The organism is Aliiglaciecola sp., from assembly GCF_039982535.1.
Classification (GTDB): Bacteria; Pseudomonadota; Gammaproteobacteria; order Enterobacterales; family Alteromonadaceae; genus Aliiglaciecola.
On record NZ_JBDWYG010000036.1, the window covers coordinates 16,327 to 37,238 of the forward strand.

The window sequence follows — 20,912 nt, forward strand, 5'->3', positions numbered from 1 at the left end:
GGATATTTATTTTGTTTTTAATAACGTCAAAATACAGTTGCTCGCTATTCAATGTTTGAATTATTTTCCTATTCACTAAATTATGATCAACTCGGCCTGCTATTTTTAGTGGCGCTATTTATCGGTATGGCAAAAGCCGGTGTGCACGGAATCTCCCTGTTTGCGGTGCCCATTCTGGCTCTGATTTTCGGTGGTAAAGCCTCTTCGGGTTTAATGTTGCCGATGTTAATTATGGCCGATTTATTTGCCGTTAAATATTATCATCGTCACGCAAACTGGAGCTTTTTGATCAAGCTGTTTCCCTCAGCGGCCATAGGTGTACTCATTGCCACGTTAATCGGCAACAGCATTGACGACGCTGTGTTTAAACAAATTATGGGCTACATCATTATTGCCAGCTTGGCCATTATGTTATGGATGGAAACAGCCAATAAAGAAAAAATACCTGACTATTTATGGTTTGCAATTTTAATGGGCACCCTAGGTGGTATTACTACCATGATTGGCAATCTGGCAGGTTCTGTAATGGCCCTGTATTTATTGAGTATGCGCTTACCTAAAAACGAATATATTGGCACCGCCGCTTGGTTCTTTTTGATTATCAACCTGTTTAAAGTGCCCTTTCACATTTGGTCGTGGGAGACCATTAGCGTGAATTCCTTTGGGTTAAGTTTACTGGGCTTGCCCTTTATCGCGCTGGGTATTTATGTAGGAATTCAAATTGTTAAACGTGTACCAGATAAACAATATCGCTGGTTGGTTATTGCCATGACTGGCCTAGCGGCTGGATTTATGCTGTTCTAAATACAGTAACCCTTGTTCCGTTTGGTTTTGCATAAACTCATTGCGTTTATAATGGTCAGCCGCCCAGCCACTTAAAAAGCGATCGAAGTCTGCCCACGCCAAGGGATATAAAGCTCTCCACTGAGCTTCCAATAATGCAACATTGCAATTTAGTTGATAGTGCGAAACAGCCGCTTTGAAGTGGGTAAAGTACTCATTTAGCAAATTATCGGCATGGGTAAACAATCCCTCATCATAAAAGCAGCTACCTAAAAAGTAAGCTAAATCCTTAACTCCCACACCTCGACCTACATATTGAAAATCTACTGCGGCTAAATCCTTCTGATCGGCAGCAAAACAGAAATTAGCCAGCTTAGCATCACCATGTAAAAGGGTTTGATAGCTCGCAGAGTTCAACTTTTCATCTAGAGCAGCTGCTGCGGATTTTAATCGTCCTTCCGGCATTTTTTGAAACTCATCTGGACGAGTCTTAAGATGCCAATAGGTGCCTACGGGCCAAAGTTCAGGAGTAGCCTGATTTATAAAGCGAGCATGGAAATAAGCCAACCAGCGAACGCCTAATCTGACTAATTCCAAAGGCGCATCATCACATCGACAGGTGAAACCACTGGCATCCAAATCTTCCATAATTAGCCAGCGTAGCTGTTGGTTTTGACCGGTGGCGATACTCTTTGGAAGTCGGCATTTGTTATCGGCCAAAGCACTGTATTTTTGATAAAAGGCTTGCTCGTTTTGATAGGAGTCTAATTTACGAGAGTGGGATATAGAGGTATTCCATCCTCTAGGATGTTCAGAGTGGGTGTTAGGATCTACCACTTTAACCACAAAATACTGTTGTTTAGCAGGCACAAAATAACGAGCAATTTCCCCATAGCCACTCCACAAAGTCTGGATGGACTCCACTTTGTGTACTTTTGGATCTTGAAAATAGGCTTTTAATATTTCCAGCAACGAAACTGGGTAACTTTGACTCATATTGGATTTAACACGTTAATTTGCGAACAAACATTGTAGCACTATCCTAACAGTTGCGGTTTTGCATAATCGTGTTTGTTGCAAAGTTGCGCCTATGCATAGTTGCGTATTGTGCATATGCGTTCTAATCTTGGCGAATAATAATTAAGGATAAAGATATGACAATACCCTCGGCATTTCCACATTTATTAAGCCCTTTGGATCTTGGTTTTACGACCTTAAAAAATCGCACCTTAATGGGCTCAATGCACCTCGGTCTTGAAGAAGAAAAAGGTGGATTTGAAAAGCTCGCTGCATTTTACGCCAAACGCGCTGAGGGTGGTGTAGGATTAATAGTTACAGGGGGAGTAAGTCCTAACATCGCTGGCTGGTTGGCCCCTTTTGCAGGGCGAATGAGCAGCCGTCGACACGCCAAAAAGCATAAGGTAGTCACCAATGCGGTGCACGCCCACGGCGGCAAGATTTGCATGCAGATATTGCATTCCGGGCGTTATGGTTATCACCCATTAAACGTTTCTGCGTCCGCGGTAAAAGCGCCGATTTCCCCCTTTAAACCCAGATCACTTTCAACCAAAGGTGTGTATAACACCATTAAAGATTACGCCAACAGTGCCAAGTACGCCCAATTTGCTGGTTATGATGGTGTTGAAATTATGGGCTCAGAAGGTTATTTGATTAATCAGTTCTTTTGCCAACGAACAAATCAACGAGATGATGAATGGGGCGGCAGTTTAGAAAATAGAGCCCGTTTAGCCATAGAAACCGTTAAGCAGACGCGGCAAAAAGTGGGTGAAAACTTTATCATTATTTACCGATTATCAATGATAGATTTGGTTGAGGGAGGCGCCCCCTGGGAAGAGGTAGTGTACTTGGCAAAGGAAATTGAAAAAGCCGGGGCAACCTTAATCAATACAGGTATTGGCTGGCATGAGGCTCGAATACCCACAATTTCCACTTCTGTCCCCAGAGCCGCATTCACTTGGGTAACAAAACGCTTAAAATCCGAGGTCGAGATCCCACTTATCACCACGAACCGCATTAACACCCCAGAAGTGGCAGAGTCAGTGTTAGCCCATGGTGATGCCGATATGGTATCCATGGCCAGACCATTTTTAGCCGACGCCGACTTTGTGGCCAAAGCCATGCGCAATGAATCAGACCAAATTAATACCTGTATTGCGTGTAATCAGGCCTGCTTAGATCATGCGTTTGCCCAAAAACGCGCAAGTTGCTTGGTTAATCCTCAAGCTTGTTATGAAACAGAGCTTATTTTCAAAACGGTGGCAGAGCCTAAAAAACTTGCGGTCATAGGTGCAGGGCCAGCAGGTTTAGCTTTTGCTACTTATGCCGCAGAGCGCGGACATGAGGTGCATCTGTTTGAAAAATCCGCTGAAATAGGCGGCCAATTTAACTACGCTAAACAAATTCCCGGTAAAGAAGAGTTTTACGAAACCTTGCGTTATTACGGAAGAAGAATCGAGGTTTTAGGTGTGAACTTGCATCTAAACACCAATGCAGATGCCCAAATGTTAGCAGCACAAGGTTTTACTGAAATCATCATGGCAACTGGCATCAAACCACGGCAATTAAGCATTCCAGGTATCGAACATCCTAGTGTGATGAGTTATTTAGATGTGTTGCGAGACCACAAACCTGTGGGCAAACGGGTGGCTATTGTCGGTGCGGGTGGCATTGGCTTTGACGTGGCTGAATACCTAGTGGAACACGAACATCTCACCACCGATTTAGATAAATGGTTAACTCACTGGGGCATTGACAAAAGTTATTCCAATCCAGGGGCATTAATGCCCCCGCAGATTGCACCAACCGACAAAGAGGTCTACTTACTGCAACGCAAAGACACAAAGGTGGGCGCAAATTTAGGTAAAACTACCGGCTGGATCCACCGCACATCCCTAGCCCATCACAATGTGAACATGATCAACTCAGTAAGCTATGAAAAAATTGACGACCAAGGCTTTCATATCAAGGTTGGCGATAAGCCTAAACTTTTAGAAGTCGATAATATTATCATCTGCGCCGGTCAATTGCCCTTCCGTGAATTAGAAGAGAGTTTGGTCGCTGCGGGTATGACTGTCCATGTTATTGGTGGTGCAGATGTGGCCGCCGAACTTGATGCTAAACGAGCCATAAGACAAGGTGCAGAGTTAGCCGCATCAATCTAGCATAATCCTGCACACCCATGGGCTAAAGCCCATGCTACAACGGGTTAATTGAACCTCCCTATCCTGCGCGTTTACCCTACACACCCATGGGCTGAAGCCCATGCTACAAAGGGATAATTGAACCTCCCAATTCTGTAGGCGGGTGCTTTAGCCCCGCGATTTATTCGCGATTTATCATGGACGCGTTTATCCTGCACACCCATGGGCTAAAGCCCATGCTACAGAGGGATAATTAAACATCCCCCCCCTGTAGGCGGGTGCTTTAGCCCCGCGATTTATTCGCGCTTATTATGGATGCGTTTATCCTGCACCCCCATGGGCTAAAGCCCATGCTACAAAGGGTTAATTGAACCTCCCTATCCTGTAGGCGGGTGCTTTAGCCCCGCGATTTATTCGCGATTATCATGGATGCGTTTATCCTCGGGGGAAATCAATAAACTCCTGCGGCTTTGAACAACTGTAAATGCACTTTGACTAGGGCATCGATATCTCGCTGATACCCACCACCAATAACGGCTGCGACGGGAAGGCCTTTTTGTTCACATAAATCGAGGACTAATTTGTCTCTGGCGTATACGCCCTCGGTGCTCATGCACAAATGTCCTAAGTCGTCATCTTCATGGACATCCACCCCAGCATCATAAATAACGGCATCGGGTTGGAATATATTTACAGCTAGATTTAACGCTGAATCCACAGTCTCCAAATAGGCATCATCTGTGGTTCCTTTGGGTAATGGAAAGTCATAATCTGAGATTTGTTTTCGGTGAGGGAAGTTCTTTTCGCCATGAATGGAAACAGTTTTAACGTTGGCGTTTCGTTCGGCCAATTTGGCAGTCCCATCCCCTTGATGCACATCACAATCGAAGATCAAAATCCGATCGATATTGGGCTGTTGCAACATATTTAAGGCGCTGAGATACAAGTCGTTTACCATGCAAAAGCCTGAGCCAAAATTAGCAAAAGCATGATGGTAACCTCCGGTTAAATTGATAGCTTTACCGGTCTGTAAGGCAAGTTGACTGGTTAAAATCGTTCCTCCAACGGCGGTAAGAGTTCGTTCAATCAATTGTTCAGACCATGGGAAACCAATGCGACGCATGGCTTTAGGATCAAGGGTGCCGGTAGTCAACTGCTGCACATACAAGGGATTTAAAACCGACTTTAGGCTTTCGATATTAACCGCTTGGGGTTGATGGAAACTAGCCTCTGGCACCCCAAACTGACGTAGTGCGGTATGAATAGCTTGGTACTTCTGAATCGGAAATCGGTGTCTCACCGGTAAATCTAGAATCGAATAAATAGGATGAAATACCAGTGGGATCATAGACTTCCAAAATATAAAATTAATCTAACTACTGAGCTTTACTGCTCGGTCTGCTTATTTACCATGACACGATAAACAATAAACAGAATAATTGCAGCAACCAATGAGGTAGCCGCTAACCCTGAAGGGTCTTTCATCATCTGCAGCGCACCTTCTCCAAAGAATACCGCACTCAGACCAAGGGGCATAATCCCCACAGTAGAACCGAACGCATATTTCCAAATATTAATGCTTAAAGAACCACCGATAATACTGGTTACTGTAAATGGCGGTGTTGGTGCTAATCGTAGTGCAAGGACTGCCCAAGCGCCTTTATCATCCATCTTATCTTTTACTTTGTCTAAGCTATTACTCACTTTTTGGCCAAATACTTCAACGCCCATGAATTTGCCGACGCCATAACCACTGAGGCTTGCCAGTAGAAATCCAGGGATACAAATTAGCAAGCTAATCCAAATATTAAATACCAAGCCCACGGCAAAAGCCATCAGAGGAATAGGCACCAATAAACTCCCACCTATAAAAAATATCCCCAAGAAAACTAACGCTGTGACAAGGTTTTGCGGAACACTGCTGGTTAGTTCAGTGATCTTATCTATACTCAAATATTCCCCTAAAGGTGTTAAGAAATACGCCGCAACAACACCGGCCAAAATAGCAACGATTACCCCTAATTTAATCCCATTATGTTTTTTCATCTCACCCTTCCTTATTATTTTTACTATTTTTCGCCTGTTGTACTAACCATTGAAAAATACTTCTGTGGGTTTTCATATAAAACAAATACTCTGGATGCCACTGCACACCCAAGACGTTGTCACTGTCTTTACTTTCTATAACCTGATTGATGCCAGCTTTTTCCTTTGCGGTTACCTGCAAAGAGTCTCCTGGCTCCGCGATGGCTTGGGAGTGAATGGCATTTACGCGAATAGGATCATCACCCACTATGTCGTTGATCAGTGTGTTGTCTTTGGTGTAAATCACTTTTTTACGGGGGAATGGACTACGGATCCGCATTTTTTCCTGTAACAGTGGCAATGTAGATTGGTACATGCTGCCACCGAGTTCTGCATTAAGAAGTTGATGCCCGCGACAGATCCCTAATATAGGTTTATCGTGCTCCATAGCGTAGTCGATAAATTCTTGTTCCATGGCATCACGGGCTTTGTCGTATTCACCGGTTGAGAATCGACTTAGAAACTCCATGGGATACACCAATGCTTCTTTGATTTTTAACCACATGGAACGTTCGACTTTAGGTAATGCTTGTTTGGTGTAATTGTCTGGATGAATATCGGAACCGCCACCAATGATGACGCCATCAAAATCAATGTGACCAGTAAATTTGTCAGGCGTGACGCGTACCGGCACTCCTCCCGCTAAACGCACGTTTAAGGCAGTAAATAGCCACGCAGTGAGACCAGAGCTATTGGGTCCGGTAACTGCAATTTTCGGTTTGTTATTCACTGCCATAAGTCCATCCATTGTCAAAATACTAATTCTGTTTAGTTCATAAAAGATTCTCTAATAGAGTTAAACAGCAAAGACCGAACCACTTTTGAACACCACTGAAAAACCTTAAAATTCCACATTGGAATCAGATAGTTAACCAATCAACCAGCGTGAAATTCGAAATCAAAAACTATATTTTATTATTGGCAACGTGAATTAATTTCAAACCTAAGTGTAGTTTTTCTATGCCTAGACTAGGCAATCACTAACCCCCTAGGCGGGCTTAATCATTCCTTTTGACACCATTAATTAAGCGGTTCAACGATAAAAGATTTCATTCAGAGCAGTTTATGGTTTAAATAGATAGAATTATCTTAACGACTATGAGCGGTTGACGTTTGTGACCGTGCACATTAAATAACAAGAGGTTGACATGACCCTTTCTAGATTAGTTTTCTGTTTAATTTTTTCGAGCCTACCTTGTGCATATGCCCAAGACAAAGTGGACTATCAAGATCAACAGAAATTACATGATATTGCGGCGCAAGTTTCGGCTGACAATATTGAAAACCATATAACTACCTTAGTAAACTTTGGCACCCGTCACACCTTATCCGAGACCCAATCAGATACCCGAGGAATTGGCGCGGCAAGACGCTGGATAAAGGCAGAATTTGACAAGATTTCCGCCCAATGTGGTGGTTGTTTACAGGTTTATTTTCAATCAGGGACCATAAGTGGTGAAAAACGTATCCCCGATGCTACTGAGGTGGTAAGTGTTATTGCCATTCAACGAGGTCAAACAGATCCTGGGCGCTACGTGATCATGTCTGGCGACATAGATTCTAGAGTTTCGGATGTAATGAACTCAACCTCTGACTCCCCTGGTGCCAATGATAACGCCTCTGGTATCGCCGGCACCTTAGAAGCAGCCCGAGTGTTATCCAAATATCAATTTAATGGTTCTATTGTTTATGCTGCGCTGGCGGGAGAAGAGCAGGGGTTATTTGGCGGCAAAATATTAGCCGAACATGCCAAACAAAGCGGGTGGCGGATAAAAGCGGTTCTAAACAACGACATGATCGGTAATATCGAAGGTATAAATGGTGTTATTGATAACACCAGCGCACGTATTTTTGCAGAAGGTACCCGTCAAACGGAAACCCAAGATGAAGCGCGAACGCGACGATTCACTGGTGGCGAAGTGGATTCACCAAGTCGTAATTTAGCCCGTTACATTGACTGGATGGCCGACCGTTATATTCCCAATTTAGATACCATGGTGATCTATCGCTTAGACCGTTTTGCCCGTGGCGGACACCATCGCCCATTTAATGACCTGGGTTATCCCGGTGTGCGTATTATGGAAACTAACGAGAATTACAATCGTCAACATCAAGATCTACGCACTGAAAATGGCATAAAGTTTGGCGATACCATTGACGGAGTTAATTTTGCTTATGCTGCCAAATTAACCGCGTTAAATGCAGTGTCACTGGCAGGTATGGCATGGGCCCCCACTCCACCAGCGAATGTAGAAATTAAAGGTGCAGTGCAACCTAGTACCACCTTGAGTTGGCAGATGGCTTCACCTGAACAGGCACCAGATTTAGCAGGTTATAAGATTTACTGGCGATACACTGATGCCCCCCAATGGCAGTTCAGTCGATATGTTGGCAAAGTGTCCGAATTTACATTGGAAAATGTGGTTATTGATAACTACTTTTTTGGTGTCAGCAGCGTTAACAAAGAAGGATTTGAAAGCCCAGTTGTCTTCCCCGGTGCAGCTGGTGCTTTTGGCGAATAAAGGGATTAAACAAAGCTGAAACTTAATTCTAGGGGGGCAAGTGTGAATACTTGCCCCCAAAATTAGATAAAAAACTATCGTCAATTTGCTCTTTCCAATATAAAAACTGCGGCGCTAGTACATCAAATCTCTACAGCTTTTAGATATGATAAAAGCTTTCCTGTCCTGTCATCATTGAACGCATCATTAAACGTATTATTGAACGCTTAAAGCTTCATAAGGGCAACAAGGTTGCGATTCTGTGTAATAAAATACGATTATGTTTTGTTCTTAAAAGACCCGCTAAAAGGGTTAACCTGCAAAACACAAATTAACCTCAAACTTGCATGTATTTATTCTTTGCCTAGATTAAGCACGCTAGCGAGGTTGGCGGCTGATTTAAAATCACCTTGTTACAAATCATAACTAAAACACAGAAAAAAATGTTAATTAACATTTAGGATTATTCTTTGTGATGCAGTAGACTACACAAATTGGAAATTATTCTGTTAACAAAACGGCTAGAAATACATGTCTAAGGTTAAGCTACAAGATATCGCGGATAAAGCTGGCGTCTCAATGATGACAGTCTCTAGGGTAATGAACAACGACCCTAAAGTAGGAGCAAAAACCCGAGAAAAAGTAAGTAAAATTGCCAAGGAAATGCAATATAAGCCCAATATAGCGGCTCGACATCTAGCTAGTTCTAAATCTTATTTTATTGGCTTAGTCTGTGAGTACGCTAACTCATCATACGTTAGCAAATTTTTAGTTGGCGGACTGCGGAAGTGCCGAACAACGGGCTATCATATTATTTTGGATGAGACCACAGGTAACCGTGATAAAACCTTAGCAACAATAAAAGATCTAATTGAAGTCACTAAGGTAGATGGATTGATTTTACTACCCCCTGTTAGCAATATACCTGAGGTTGTCGACTTAGTAGAAAGTGCGAATATCGACTTTGTACGTATTGCTCCTGACATCAATTTAACCGCAAGTCCTTACATTTGTATCGATGACTATCAAGCGGCATTCGATATCACTGAACAGCTTATTTTAAGCGGCCACTCTCGAATTGCACATATCATTGGTAGCCCAAATCAAGGCGCAAGTAGAATGCGTTATCAAGGGTATTTAGACGCATTACGGTCAAATCAAAAAATGATGCCTCCAGAGTACATTGAGCAAGGAGATTTCACTTATAAATCTGCCTTAGACGCAGCCAAACGATTACTTGAGTTACCTAACAAACCCGACGCAATATTTGCAGCAAATGATGAAATGGCTGCAGCCGTTGTTTCCGTTGCACACATGAAACATTTAGATGTACCAGAAGATGTTTCTATTGTCGGCTTTGATGACACTGAACTTGCCACCACCATATGGCCAAACATATCAACAGTTACTCAACCCCTAGAAGAGATGGCTGAACTGGCCATCGATATCCTAACGACCCCTAAAACAGATAAAACTCTTAAAGCTTCCAACATGCGTCATGTACTGGAATATCAAGTGCAGCTACGAGATTCAAGTAAAAATAATGTTAAATTAACGTAAAATTATAATTGACAAACCGAATGTGACAAAATATTGTTAGCGCTAACATTTTGTTATCAATTTTCGGTGAGTAATGAAACTTATTTTAGCGACGACACTTTTAATCTTTGGACTCGGCTGCGTATCTGGATGCACCCATTCCAACTCAAATAGTACGAAGGCCAACCTGGCATCAGACTTTTCACTACAGCAAGCTTTTTCTGCTTACTTCAATGTTGGCGTGGCAATCAATACCCAGCAAGCAAACGGTCAGGACCACCAGTCGGTGGCAATTATTGATCAGCATTTCAACACCCTCACCGCTGAAAATGATATGAAATGGGAGAGTATTCAACCTAAATTGAATCACTTTACTTTTGAAGCGGCAGACGCCCTTGTTGCCTATGCTAAAGCCAGCAACAAAGACATCATTGGCCATACCTTAGTTTGGCATCAACAAACGCCAGATTGGGTATTCGAAGACGAATTTGGCAAGCCCATCAGTCGTAAGGCTCTACTGTCGAGAATGAAAACCCATATATTCGCCCTAGCAGGTCGCTATAAAAACGATATCAAAGGCTGGGACGTGGTGAACGAAGCGTTCAACGAAGACGGTTCTTTAAGAGACTCAAAATGGTCACGCATCATTGGTCCAGACTTTATTGAAAAAGCGTTCGAATATGCCCACCAAGCCGCGCCAAATGCGCAGCTTTATTACAATGATTACAACTTATATAAAGCCGAAAAAATGGACAGTGTAATAGCATTGGCCAAACGTCTTAAAGCCAAAGGCATTCGTATTGACGGAATTGGCGAGCAAGGTCATTACGGATTAGAGCCCCCTCTTAAACAGCTAGAAAACAGTATTCAAAAAGTCGCTGAAACGGGTTTATCAATGATGATTACGGAGCTAGATATTTCTGTTCTTAAATTTCCCGACGAAAAAAATATGGGTGCAGATATCTCATTGAATTTTGCTCTTGAAGATGAATTCAACCCATATGTAAATGGCATTTCAAAATCATCCAATCTTAAATTAGCTGACGCCTATCAGGACCTATTCACTCTGTTTTTACGCTACCAAGAGCATATCGATAGAGTCACATTCTGGGGCGTTTCTGACAATGATACCTGGCGCAATAACTGGCCTATGCAAGGGCGAACAGACTATCCGCTGCTGTTTAATCGAGACTATCAAGCTAAAGCTTTTGTAAAAGATTTAGTGGCCCTAGCTAATCAATATCGATAATTTAAGGTAAATATACGATGGAGAAGGTAAGCGTTACTGAAAAAATTGGCTATGGTCTGGGCGATGCAGCAAGTAACATCGTCTTCCAAGTAGTCATGGGATTTTTGCTGTATTTCTATACGGATGTATTTGGAATATCTGCAGCAGCAGTGGGTACGTTATTCTTAGTAGTTAGAATATTTGATGCCTTTACAGATCCCGTTATGGGCGGAATTGCAGACAGAACCAATACAAGATGGGGCAAATATCGTCCCTATTTATTGTGGTTCGCTATTCCATATGGTTTGTTGGCAATTGTGGCTTTTTCGACACCCGATTTGGGTGATACGGGTAAGCTCGTATACGCTTACATTAGCTATACGTTGTTGATGACAGTTTACACCGCAATCAATATTCCTTATTCAGCTCTAGGTGGCGTCATGACGGCATCTCCAACTGAGCGCGCTTCCGTCCAATCCTATCGATTTGCATTAGCCATGGTAGGTGGCGCAATTGTTACAGCCAGTGTACTGCCCTTAGTTGAGTACTTTGGTCAAGGTAACGAGCAATATGGCTTTCAAATGGCGATGGCGACCTTATCCATTGTTGCCGTATTATGTTTTGTCGGCTGCTTTTCTTTGACTAAAGAACGTGTCGAAATGCCCACGTCCCCAACCAATCATATTCTTAAAGGCATTTGGCTAGACTTCGCCAAAATGCTGCAAAATGATCAATGGCGAATCATTGCAATTGTAAGTCTGTTGCTACTTATTAGCGTGGCAATGCGAGGCGCGACTACGCCGTTTTATGTGCAATATTATTTGCAACAAGAGTCACTCATTACACTATTCATGACCAGCGGCATGGTTGCAGGCATTGCTGGCGCACTAAGTGCTAATTGGCTGGTAAAACGATTCTGTAAAGTTGCTCTTATGCGCACTTGCGCATTAGCCATAGTGATTGCCAATGGAGCCTTGTTTTTTGTCCCTCGGGATGGAATGGAGATCGCGTTGGTATTTACGATATTAGCCAATTTCGTCCACATGATATTTACCCCCCTGTTATTTTCTGCCGTACCCGACACCGTCGACTATGGAGCTAAAAAATTAGGTCAAAGTGCCATGGCCATGGCGTTTTCCGGCCACCTATTGATGATCAAATTGGGCATCGCCCTAGGCGGTGCATTTACTGGCTGGATACTCGCAACGTCTGGCTATCAACCCAACATAGACCAAAGCGAATCGGCATTGAACGGCATCCTCTTCTTGTACTCAGCAAGCTCCGTTATTGCCGGTATTGTGGTGTTTGCATGCATGAAATTCTACAAACTTACACGTGATTTTAAGGAAGCGTAAGAATGACTACCCCTACTCGACCAATGATACAAAACCCAATACTGCCTGGTTTCAACCCAGATCCGAGTATTGTTGCAGTGGATGATGACTTTTACATCGCGACCTCCACTTTTGAATGGTATCCGGGAGTGCAAATTCACCACTCAAAAGATCTCAAGAACTGGCGATTAGTTAGCCGTCCACTAAATCGAGAAGCTTTGTTGGACTTGCGTGGAGAGCCAGATTCCTGCGGAGTGTGGGCCCCCTGTCTTAGCTATCATGACGGACTATTTTATTTAATTTATACAGACGTAAAACGATTCAATGGCGATTTTAAAGACGCCCATAATTATCTAACCACCTGTGAAACCATAGATGGTGAATGGAGTGACCCCATTTACATGAATTCGAGCGGTTTCGATCCTTCTCTATTTCATGATGATGACGGCAAAAAGTGGTTCGTTAACATGGTGTGGGATCACCGCCGGGAAAAAAATAGGTTCGGCGGCATTTTATTACAACAGTATTGTCCTGAAACCAAAAAGTTAGTGGGTGAAATCAAGAATATATTTGCTGGTAGTAAACTGGCTTGCACAGAAGCTCCGCACTTGTATAAACGAAATGGTTATTACTACTTATTAACCGCTGAAGGCGGCACGTTTTATACCCATGCAATGACCATGGCACGTTCAAAAAATATTGATGGACCTTATGAGCTAGACCCTTATGGGTACTTATTAACCGCTAAAGATAATCAAGATTTGCCACTACAACGCACCGGACATGGTGACTTGTTTGAAACGTCTAATGGCGAAACCTACCTCGTGCATTTATGTGGCCGTCCCTTGCTAGGAGAGCGTCGTTGCCCCTTGGGTCGTGAAACAGGATTGCAGAAAACCTATTGGACTGATGATAACTGGCTAAGGGTCGAAAATGCCCTTGCCGATGGTTTACCTGAGTTGCAAGTTCCGGCGCCAGACCTCCCCGAACACCCTTGGCCTGCAGCGCAACGCACCCACAACTTTGATACAGCAGAATTACCAACAGAATTCCAATGGTTACGCACCCCTAACCCCGAGCGTTTGTTCAGTTTAACTGCTCGTTCAGGTTATTTACGCTTAATTGGAAGAGAATCCATAGGTTCATTATACGAACATGCTTTAGTCGCTCGTAGACAAGAGGCTTTCAAATATTCAGCACAAACTGCAATGGAGTTCTCCCCCACCAATTTTCAGCAAACCGCTGGACTGATTTGTTACTACAACAGCAATAAATTTCACTACTGCTATGTTTCCATTGACGATGAGGGGAACCGTTTTGTCGATGTAATGAGTTGTTTAGGCAGTCAAGACTTGACCCTAACCTTTGGTCTTCGCGAGGGGCATACCGAGGCATTTATAACCGGTAAACGTTTCTTGCTACCTAAGCAAGGGCCCGTATATTTGCGAGCAGATGTCGACCACCACCTCCTCAACTTCTCCTTCTCAGTTGACGAAATTCATTGGACAAAACTGCCAGTTAACCTCGACTACAGCATTATTTCTGACGAAGCAGGTGGCGGCGACGGGGCGCATTTCACCGGTGGGTTTGTAGGCATGGCTTGTCAGGATGTGTCAGGCCAGCAATGTCCTGCTGATTTTGATTACTTTCACTACAGCGAGCAATAACTAAAAAACCAGATTCTTTGGGTAACGTCATTTTTAGCTTAGACGGTTTCAATCGTCCAGATTAGCTCACTGACGTTTGCCCGAAAAAATCATTTTAGTCCCTTTTTAAGGCGGCATTAATTGGGCTGCTTGCGGTAATTAAATTACCGATTAAACACAATTAAAAATGATAACCATAAATAGACATACGAACTTGGAGTTTAACCGTGAAGCATAAAAACCATTTAGCCGAACTAAAACGTAAGAGTATACCAAAATTCAATAAATCCATGATTGCATTAGCAATAATGGGATTTAGTAGTCAAAATTTTGCACAACAAACACAGCCTAATAGCACGGTGGAAGACGCCGATGTCGAAATTATCAGCGTCCGAGGTGTACGCTCTAGTGTCATTCAAGCGCAAGAATTAAAACGAGAAGCTGACACTTTCGTAGACGCTATCACCGCATCAGATATTGGTGCACTTCCAGACCGCAGCGTGCTTGAAGCGATGCAGCGCATCCCGGGCATTTCAATTGAACGCTTTGCCGCAGCCAATGATCCTGATCACTTTGGTGTGGAAGGCAGTGGAGCAGTGATCCGCGGTATGTCGGCCACGCGCAGTGAATTTAATGGACGAGACTCATTTACTGCCAACTCGGGTCGAGGACTTAGTTTCCAAGATGTTCCCCCTGAATTAATGGGGTCGGTACAAGTCTATAAAAATCAAAGTGCGGATTTAATTGAGGGCGGAATTGGTGGTACTGTCAGCCTGCATACCCGCCTGCCATTTGATTCAGAAGAACGTATTGTCGCAGTCTCTGCAGATCTTACCTACAGTGATCTTATAGAAGAAACCACGCCAAGCGCCTCTGCTATGTTTAGTGATAGTTGGAAAACAGATGCAGGGAAATTTGGATTCCTCGTCAACATCGCTACGTCTGAATTAGAAAGCCTTTCCCACAGTATGCAATCTGAAGTATTTTTAACCCGCGATGATTTAGTTGAAGGACAAACGGTTCTTGCTCCTAATGGCGGAAACTTTGGGAAAAACAATATCAACCGTGAAAGACAAGGGCTTGCTCTGGCTGCTCAATGGGAAAGCCCCGATCGACGGACTCTTATCACTGGCCAATTTATGCGTTCCGATGCGACCTTAGCTTGGACAGAAAATACCTTTAGTTATCAAACCGACCTAAATAACGGGGCGGAAGCCGACGGCCTGAGACGTGACACTTATCCTTTAGACGGCACACCTTCCTATGAGTTTGACGATAGTGGTACTTTCATTAATGGCACAATTACCGACCAACGTGATGGTGGTTGGCGTTCAAATGGCAATGATCAGCAACGTGTCCCTACGGCTGCCGATTGGGGAAACCCAGCAGTGCCACAATTCGGAAATACCTATCAATCAACAACTCGCACCAAAGAACAACGAACCATTGTTGATGACTACGCTTTCAACGTGAAGTTTAGACCTAATGATACCTGGTCCCATGAGTTTGACGTTCAATATATTGATGCAACTACCAAAGATGACGATGTCACGCTGTATTTAGGCACTCAAGCCAATATGAGTTTGAACTTAAAGGGCGATATACCGCAAATTGAACTTCTGGAACCGTGGAACGGCCATCCTGGTGGAAATGGACAGGAAAGTAACCCTGCTTTTTTCCAAACAAAATCTTCATATTATTGGCGCTCGGCAATGGATCATTACGAGCGTAGTGAAGGAGATTCGGTGGCCTTTAGATACGATACTAAACATATCTTTGCTAGCGGCTTTCTCTCCTCGGTAAAAGCGGGTGTTCGTTACTCACAGCGCGAACAAACCGTGCGCTTTTCGGCCTATAACTGGCAATCATTGGGAGCAATATTTAGTAATGACACCGATGGTGATGGGTATGCTGCGGCTTGGCTTGATTTGCCTGCCACCGCGAGTTTAGTTGACGAAGTGCAGCAAGTTAGTTGGGACAATCATCATCGTGGAGACAATGTCATAGTGCCTGGTGGCACAACGTTGCACCCATCAATAGCGTTAGTCCAAGACTATGCGAATTGGGGAAGTAGGCTTGCGGATATTGCCTCTGATTGGGAGCCTTTGTCTGAACGACAAATACAAAACGGTGTTGATGCCGATGGTAACCCCACGTATGAACAATTAGACGGGCCTTTTAGACCGGCTGAGTCGAATACTTTTGTGGAAACAAATAAAGCTGCTTATGTTCGATTTGATTTTGAATATGATGAGCTTAGGTTCCCATTTACCGGTAACTTTGGTGTTCGTTACATTGAAGTAAAACGGGAAACCGATGGCGCGGTAACCTTTCCGAACCTAATTCCCAATGATCCAACGGACACTTCCGACCGCTTGAATTATTTACCGGCTGATGATCGTGCCTTTGGTAACTATGGTACAGCGGTACTTAACGATGTTTATAAAGACGACTTTATTCTGCCTAGTTTTAACATAAAAGTAGAGTTAGACGACGATTTAATCGCACGTTTTGCTGTCTCTAAAGCCATTGCCTACCCAGACACGGGCAACTTGAAAAACTACGTAAATGTGCAGGATGGTATCTTTGTTACTGACCGAACAGAACCTGCAGAACCCGGTGGTGTAGCAATCATTAACAGTGCCGATGTGACTACTTGGGAAGGTAACTCTGGAAACCCTTATTTGGCTCCCATGGAGTCAATTCAATATGACCTTTCCTTGGAATGGTACTTTAGTCCTTCAAACTCTTTAACCACAACCATATTCCACAAAGATTTAAGTAACTTCTTTGTTACCGGGGCTGTTGATGAGCAGTACACCAACAATGGGGTTACCAATACGGTGAGAGTGCAAAAGCCCCTAAATACCGATGAAGGTACTATGCAAGGAATTGAATTTGCCTACTCGCAATTTTTCGATTTTTTACCCGCTCCTTTTGATGGGTTAGGCGTACAGGCTAACTACACTTATATTGAAGCAGAAGGCGTACCCAATAGTAATACCTTCGAGACTGAACCTGACGGCCAACCTAAAGATGGGCCAGCAGAAGCCGCATTTGAGTCACTGCCCCTTGAAGGTCAATCGAAACACACTGCTAATTTAGTGTTGACCTATGAAAAGAATGACTTGTCGGCGCGCTTGGCTTATAACTGGCGTTCTGCATATCTGTTAACCGCTAGAGACGTTATTGCCCCCTATAGACCCATTTATAATGAAAGTGCGGGTTTCCTTGATGGTTCTATTTTTTACAATGTAACTGACAATATTAAGATGGGAATTCAAGCAGTAAACTTGTTAGATACTGTCACAAAAACAACCATGCAGATTGACGATGCAGGCACTCGAACCGGACGTTCTTGGTTTGTAAATGATAGACGATTCTCTTTTGTAGTTAGAGCCAACTTCTAAACTAGTAAACTACTAAAGAAAATTGCAACATATATGCGCCTCACACAAGGGGCGCATATATTTTAAATTAACGTTGTGAGTCACATTGAAACACCGACGTTTATTAAATGGCCTACTCAGATAGAATAGTTGCCACTTTGCATTATGGCCCATAGAGCAACGTTAAATAACAGATCTACAGAACCCGAGTAGCTGTGTGTATTTATAAACTAGGAAAAGCATATGAGCGAGCACCTAATTAAAAATATTGTCATCGTCGGTGGAGGCACATCAGGCTGGATGACTGCGGCAGCCTTAGGCACCTTGTTGCGCCAAGACGGCATGAATATTCGCTTAATAGAGTCCAGTGATATTTCTAATGTCGGTGTCGGCGAGGCAACGATTCCGCAAATTAAACTGTTCAATGATCTGCTTGGATTAGACGAGGATGAATTCGTTAGAAAAACCCAAGCAACCTTCAAACATGGTATTGAGTTTGTTAATTGGAAAAAATTAGATCATCGCTATATGCATCCATTTGGCACTATAGGGCTGAATTTTGAAGGGGTCGAGTTTCATCAATTTTGGTTAAAGATGTCAAAACTCGGTAAAGCTGGTGATTTACAAGATTATTCGTTTAACAGTGTCGCCGCCAAATCAGGCAAGATGATGCGTTCAATCAACACCCCCAACTCGCCATTAAACAATATCGCATATGCCTTTCATTTTGATGCAAACTTATACGTAAAATATTTGCGTGAAATTGCTGAAAAACACGGTGTAAAACGCACTGATGCCAAAGTAACGAACGTGAATTTGCGTAACAGTGATGGTTTTATAGAAAGCCTAGTATTAGACAATGGTGAAGTAGTCGAAGGTGAGTTATTTATAGATTGTAGTGGCTTTCGAGGCATACTAATTGAACAAGCACTGCATACTGGCTATGAAGATTGGAGTCATTGGTTGCCCTGTGACCGTGCAGTTGCTGTGCAAAGTAAAACCACGGAAGCACCAGTGCCATATACCCGCTCTACTGCACAAGAAGCGGGTTGGCAATGGCGTATTCCCCTGCAACATCGCGTTGGCAATGGGCATGTCTATTCGTCTAAATTTATGAGCGATGAAGAAGCCGAAAAGATACTGCTAGAAGGAATAGAAGGAGAGCCATTAACCGATCCTCGTATAATTCGATTTAAAACCGGTATGCGAAAAAAATTCTGGAACAAAAACTGTGTAGCAATAGGTTTGGCTGGCGGTTTTATTGAACCTCTAGAATCAACCGCTATCCATTTGGTTCAAAGCGGCATTTCTCGGCTGATGAGTTTATTCCCTTCAAAACAATTTTTTCAATCCGACATTGATACCTATAACCAACAGGCGGCTTTGGAAATGGAACGTATTCGCGACTTTATTATTTTACATTACAAAGTCACAGAAAGAGACGATACGCCGTTTTGGGATTACGTACGCAATATGGAAATTCCCGAATACCTGCAACGGAAAATAGATTTATTTAAAGCAAATGGACGCATATTCCGCGAGGATGAAGAATTGTTTAATCAAACAAGCTGGTTAAGTGTAATGGTTGGACAAGGTATTATGCCCGAAGGTTATCATCCAATGGTTGACGTACTTAGCGAAGAACAAATCCACAAACGAATGGAAAACGTCAAAAGTGTTATCGAACAATCGGTAGATTATATGCCTAGCCAAGCGCAATTTATTGCTAAACACTGCTCCGCTAATCCCGTGGATGACAACAATTAAATCCACTGAAGCTTGCCTCGGTTTGAAGTTATAAATTCGATGCTGTTGTTGAGCTAACTTAGTGATTCTACTCCATGGGGCAAGTGTGCTTACTTGCTCCTAAATTACATAAAAAAGTGTCATCCATTTGCTCTTTCCAAAACAAAAACTCCGGCTCTTGCACATCAAATGCCCAGACCTTTTGGATATGGTAAAAGCTTTCTTGCCCTTGGATCATTAAATGCATCATCCGGGCGACAACTTTGCCATTCACTTCACAGCGGGTTTGCCAATATTCATATGCTACATTCTGTATTTTAGGGTGTTGCATATCGATGGATTGGAATGCCTGGCAGTGGGATTTGCCTGGCGCATCTAGTTCAGTACGTTTTTGTTGCAGATTTTCTTGGTGTTGAGCATAAATACTGACGGCAAAGGTATCGGCCCAACGCTGTCCTTTTTTTTGCCACATGTTAGAACGATAAGTGTCGTCTTGTTTTTGAAATAATTGCCAAGACTTGAGTACTTGAATAGAGGGGATGACCAAGTTTTCGCCTTGGTATGGAGTGTTCTGACTGGCACAGGCCGACAGCAAATAACTAAAAATAACCGCAAATATCATGCGCATATTGACACACCGAACCGAGGAAACAGGGTTACTATATCCCAACAACTCAAGCTAGTGTGGAAATTCATGAGCCTGTTGAATTTCATTAGGCCACAACAGCTTAGATACAGCCAAAAAGTCTGGATTACAGCGGCTGGAAAATAACTTGGTTTGCCCTTGTGGTTGGCTGCTGTTTAGCATTTCATTGCGAGTTAACACTGCCAAGGTTTGGCGAGCGATGGCATCACTGGTATTTACTAGCTGTGTATTTTCACCAGCAATACCGCGAATTTGCCGACTTAAAAAACCGTAATGAGTACAACCTAAGACGATTTGATCCGCGCCTTGGGTGATTAGAGGCAACACATATTGTTTAATTAATGTTTGGGTTGCGGGTGAATCAAACTCCCCTGCTTCAATCTTTTCCACTAGACCATGACAAGCTTGAGACAGCACCGTATTTTGGGTTTTCAATCTTGCCACTAATTGCTGATATTGCTGGCTTTTGATGGTGTTATGGGTGGCTAACACGCCAATGGTGCCTGTTTGGCTAGCATTTAGCGCGGGTTTAATACCAGGTTCAACACCAACAAATTCAATGGGATAAAGTGCACGTAACTTGGCGATACAGGTTAAGGTTGCAGTGTTACAGGCCACAACTATTAGTTTCACCTGTTGGGCCATTAAAAACTCGACAATGGCCTGACAGCGCTGTAAAACCATCTGTTCAGGCTTACCGCCATAGGGAGCATTGGCACTATCGGCAACGTAAATGATATTTTCATGGGGTAATAGTTGGCGAATTGCTGCAGCGATGGATAAACCACCGACACCTGAATCAAACACGCCAATAGCAGCATGACTTGCACACGTTAGCAAGGGTAGCCCTCTCG

The 20,912-nt window shown here is 43.2% G+C and carries 15 protein-coding genes; 9 read left to right on the plus strand and 6 right to left on the minus strand.

The window, feature by feature from the left end:
• Positions 1-51: 51 nt before the first annotated feature.
• Entirely contained in the window at positions 52-804 is a 753-nt protein-coding gene (locus tag ABJV04_RS08420) for a sulfite exporter TauE/SafE family protein (RefSeq protein ID WP_348491073.1), read from the plus strand.
• On the opposite strand, the gene ABJV04_RS08425 is transcribed toward ABJV04_RS08420, so the two are convergent.
• On the minus strand, positions 778-1,779 hold the full coding sequence (locus ABJV04_RS08425; protein ID WP_348491074.1) for a phosphotransferase: 1,002 nt from the start codon (positions 1,777-1,779) through the stop codon (positions 778-780). The genes ABJV04_RS08420 and ABJV04_RS08425 overlap by 27 nt on opposite strands.
• Before the next feature lie 158 nt (positions 1,780-1,937).
• Here ABJV04_RS08425 and ABJV04_RS08430 point away from each other — a divergent pair, with 158 nt between their 5' ends.
• The gene (locus ABJV04_RS08430; protein ID WP_348491075.1) at positions 1,938-3,965 is read left to right on the plus strand and encodes an NADPH-dependent 2,4-dienoyl-CoA reductase; all 2,028 of its coding nucleotides are present in this window, start codon (positions 1,938-1,940) and stop codon (positions 3,963-3,965) included.
• Positions 3,966-4,395: 430 nt separating this feature from the next.
• Here the strand turns inward: ABJV04_RS08430 and ABJV04_RS08435 are convergent, their stop codons facing one another.
• The 3 genes from ABJV04_RS08435 to ABJV04_RS08445 are packed head-to-tail and all read right to left on the minus strand — an operon-like array spanning position 4,396 to position 6,765.
• Complete coding sequence (locus tag ABJV04_RS08435; RefSeq protein ID WP_348491076.1) at positions 4,396-5,292, minus strand: histone deacetylase; 897 nt, start codon at positions 5,290-5,292, stop codon at positions 4,396-4,398.
• 38 nt (positions 5,293-5,330) lie between these two features.
• Entirely contained in the window at positions 5,331-5,990 is a 660-nt protein-coding gene (locus ABJV04_RS08440) for a VTT domain-containing protein (RefSeq protein WP_348491078.1), read from the minus strand.
• 1 nt (position 5,991) lies between these two features.
• Positions 5,992-6,765 (minus strand): gamma-glutamyl-gamma-aminobutyrate hydrolase family protein, encoded by a 774-nt coding sequence (locus ABJV04_RS08445; RefSeq protein WP_348491080.1) that lies wholly within the window; start codon positions 6,763-6,765, stop codon positions 5,992-5,994.
• A 412-nt stretch (positions 6,766-7,177) separates the two neighbouring features.
• Here ABJV04_RS08445 and ABJV04_RS08450 point away from each other — a divergent pair, with 412 nt between their 5' ends.
• From ABJV04_RS08450 to ABJV04_RS08480, 7 genes are all read left to right on the plus strand, one after another.
• A complete protein-coding gene (locus ABJV04_RS08450) occupies positions 7,178-8,551 on the plus strand; it encodes a M28 family metallopeptidase (RefSeq protein WP_348491082.1) in 1,374 nt (457 codons plus the stop codon).
• A gap of 510 nt (positions 8,552-9,061) precedes the next feature.
• The gene (locus tag ABJV04_RS08455; protein WP_348491083.1) at positions 9,062-10,090 is read left to right on the plus strand and encodes a LacI family DNA-binding transcriptional regulator; all 1,029 of its coding nucleotides are present in this window, start codon (positions 9,062-9,064) and stop codon (positions 10,088-10,090) included.
• Between the two features lie 73 nt (positions 10,091-10,163).
• The gene (locus ABJV04_RS08460) at positions 10,164-11,318 is read left to right on the plus strand and encodes an endo-1,4-beta-xylanase (RefSeq protein WP_348491085.1); all 1,155 of its coding nucleotides are present in this window, start codon (positions 10,164-10,166) and stop codon (positions 11,316-11,318) included.
• Positions 11,319-11,335: 17 nt separating this feature from the next.
• A complete protein-coding gene (locus ABJV04_RS08465; RefSeq protein WP_348491086.1) occupies positions 11,336-12,652 on the plus strand; it encodes a glycoside-pentoside-hexuronide (GPH):cation symporter in 1,317 nt (438 codons plus the stop codon).
• Positions 12,653-12,654: 2 nt separating this feature from the next.
• Entirely contained in the window at positions 12,655-14,298 is a 1,644-nt protein-coding gene (locus ABJV04_RS08470) for a glycoside hydrolase family 43 protein (RefSeq protein ID WP_348491088.1), read from the plus strand.
• A 206-nt stretch (positions 14,299-14,504) separates the two neighbouring features.
• The gene (locus tag ABJV04_RS08475) at positions 14,505-17,687 is read left to right on the plus strand and encodes a TonB-dependent receptor (RefSeq protein WP_348491089.1); all 3,183 of its coding nucleotides are present in this window, start codon (positions 14,505-14,507) and stop codon (positions 17,685-17,687) included.
• Positions 17,688-17,909: 222 nt separating this feature from the next.
• On the plus strand, positions 17,910-19,433 hold the full coding sequence (locus tag ABJV04_RS08480) for a tryptophan halogenase family protein (RefSeq protein WP_348491091.1): 1,524 nt from the start codon (positions 17,910-17,912) through the stop codon (positions 19,431-19,433).
• Between the two features lie 67 nt (positions 19,434-19,500).
• Here the strand turns inward: ABJV04_RS08480 and ABJV04_RS08485 are convergent, their stop codons facing one another.
• Entirely contained in the window at positions 19,501-20,040 is a 540-nt protein-coding gene (locus tag ABJV04_RS08485) for a hypothetical protein (protein WP_348491093.1), read from the minus strand.
• 51 nt (positions 20,041-20,091) lie between these two features.
• Positions 20,092-20,898, minus strand: a complete 807-nt coding sequence (murI, locus tag ABJV04_RS08490; RefSeq protein WP_348491095.1) for a glutamate racemase — start codon at positions 20,896-20,898, stop codon at positions 20,092-20,094.
• Between the last annotated feature and the right edge of the window lie 14 nt (positions 20,899-20,912).

Coding starts and splice junctions, on each gene's coding strand:
- ABJV04_RS08420 (WP_348491073.1), top strand. CDS start 52: ATGTTTGAATTATTTTCCTATTCACTAAATTATGATCAACTCGGCCTG.
- ABJV04_RS08465 (WP_348491086.1), top strand. CDS start 11,336: ATGGAGAAGGTAAGCGTTACTGAAAAAATTGGCTATGGTCTGGGCGAT.
- ABJV04_RS08480 (WP_348491091.1), top strand. CDS start 17,910: ATGAGCGAGCACCTAATTAAAAATATTGTCATCGTCGGTGGAGGCACA.
- ABJV04_RS08430 (WP_348491075.1), top strand. CDS start 1,938: ATGACAATACCCTCGGCATTTCCACATTTATTAAGCCCTTTGGATCTT.
- ABJV04_RS08425 (WP_348491074.1), bottom strand. CDS start 1,779: ATGAGTCAAAGTTACCCAGTTTCGTTGCTGGAAATATTAAAAGCCTAT.
- ABJV04_RS08450 (WP_348491082.1), top strand. CDS start 7,178: ATGACCCTTTCTAGATTAGTTTTCTGTTTAATTTTTTCGAGCCTACCT.
- ABJV04_RS08460 (WP_348491085.1), top strand. CDS start 10,164: ATGAAACTTATTTTAGCGACGACACTTTTAATCTTTGGACTCGGCTGC.
- ABJV04_RS08440 (WP_348491078.1), bottom strand. CDS start 5,990: ATGAAAAAACATAATGGGATTAAATTAGGGGTAATCGTTGCTATTTTG.
- ABJV04_RS08485 (WP_348491093.1), bottom strand. CDS start 20,040: ATGCGCATGATATTTGCGGTTATTTTTAGTTATTTGCTGTCGGCCTGT.
- ABJV04_RS08470 (WP_348491088.1), top strand. CDS start 12,655: ATGACTACCCCTACTCGACCAATGATACAAAACCCAATACTGCCTGGT.
- ABJV04_RS08435 (WP_348491076.1), bottom strand. CDS start 5,292: ATGATCCCACTGGTATTTCATCCTATTTATTCGATTCTAGATTTACCG.
- ABJV04_RS08455 (WP_348491083.1), top strand. CDS start 9,062: ATGTCTAAGGTTAAGCTACAAGATATCGCGGATAAAGCTGGCGTCTCA.
- ABJV04_RS08445 (WP_348491080.1), bottom strand. CDS start 6,765: ATGGCAGTGAATAACAAACCGAAAATTGCAGTTACCGGACCCAATAGC.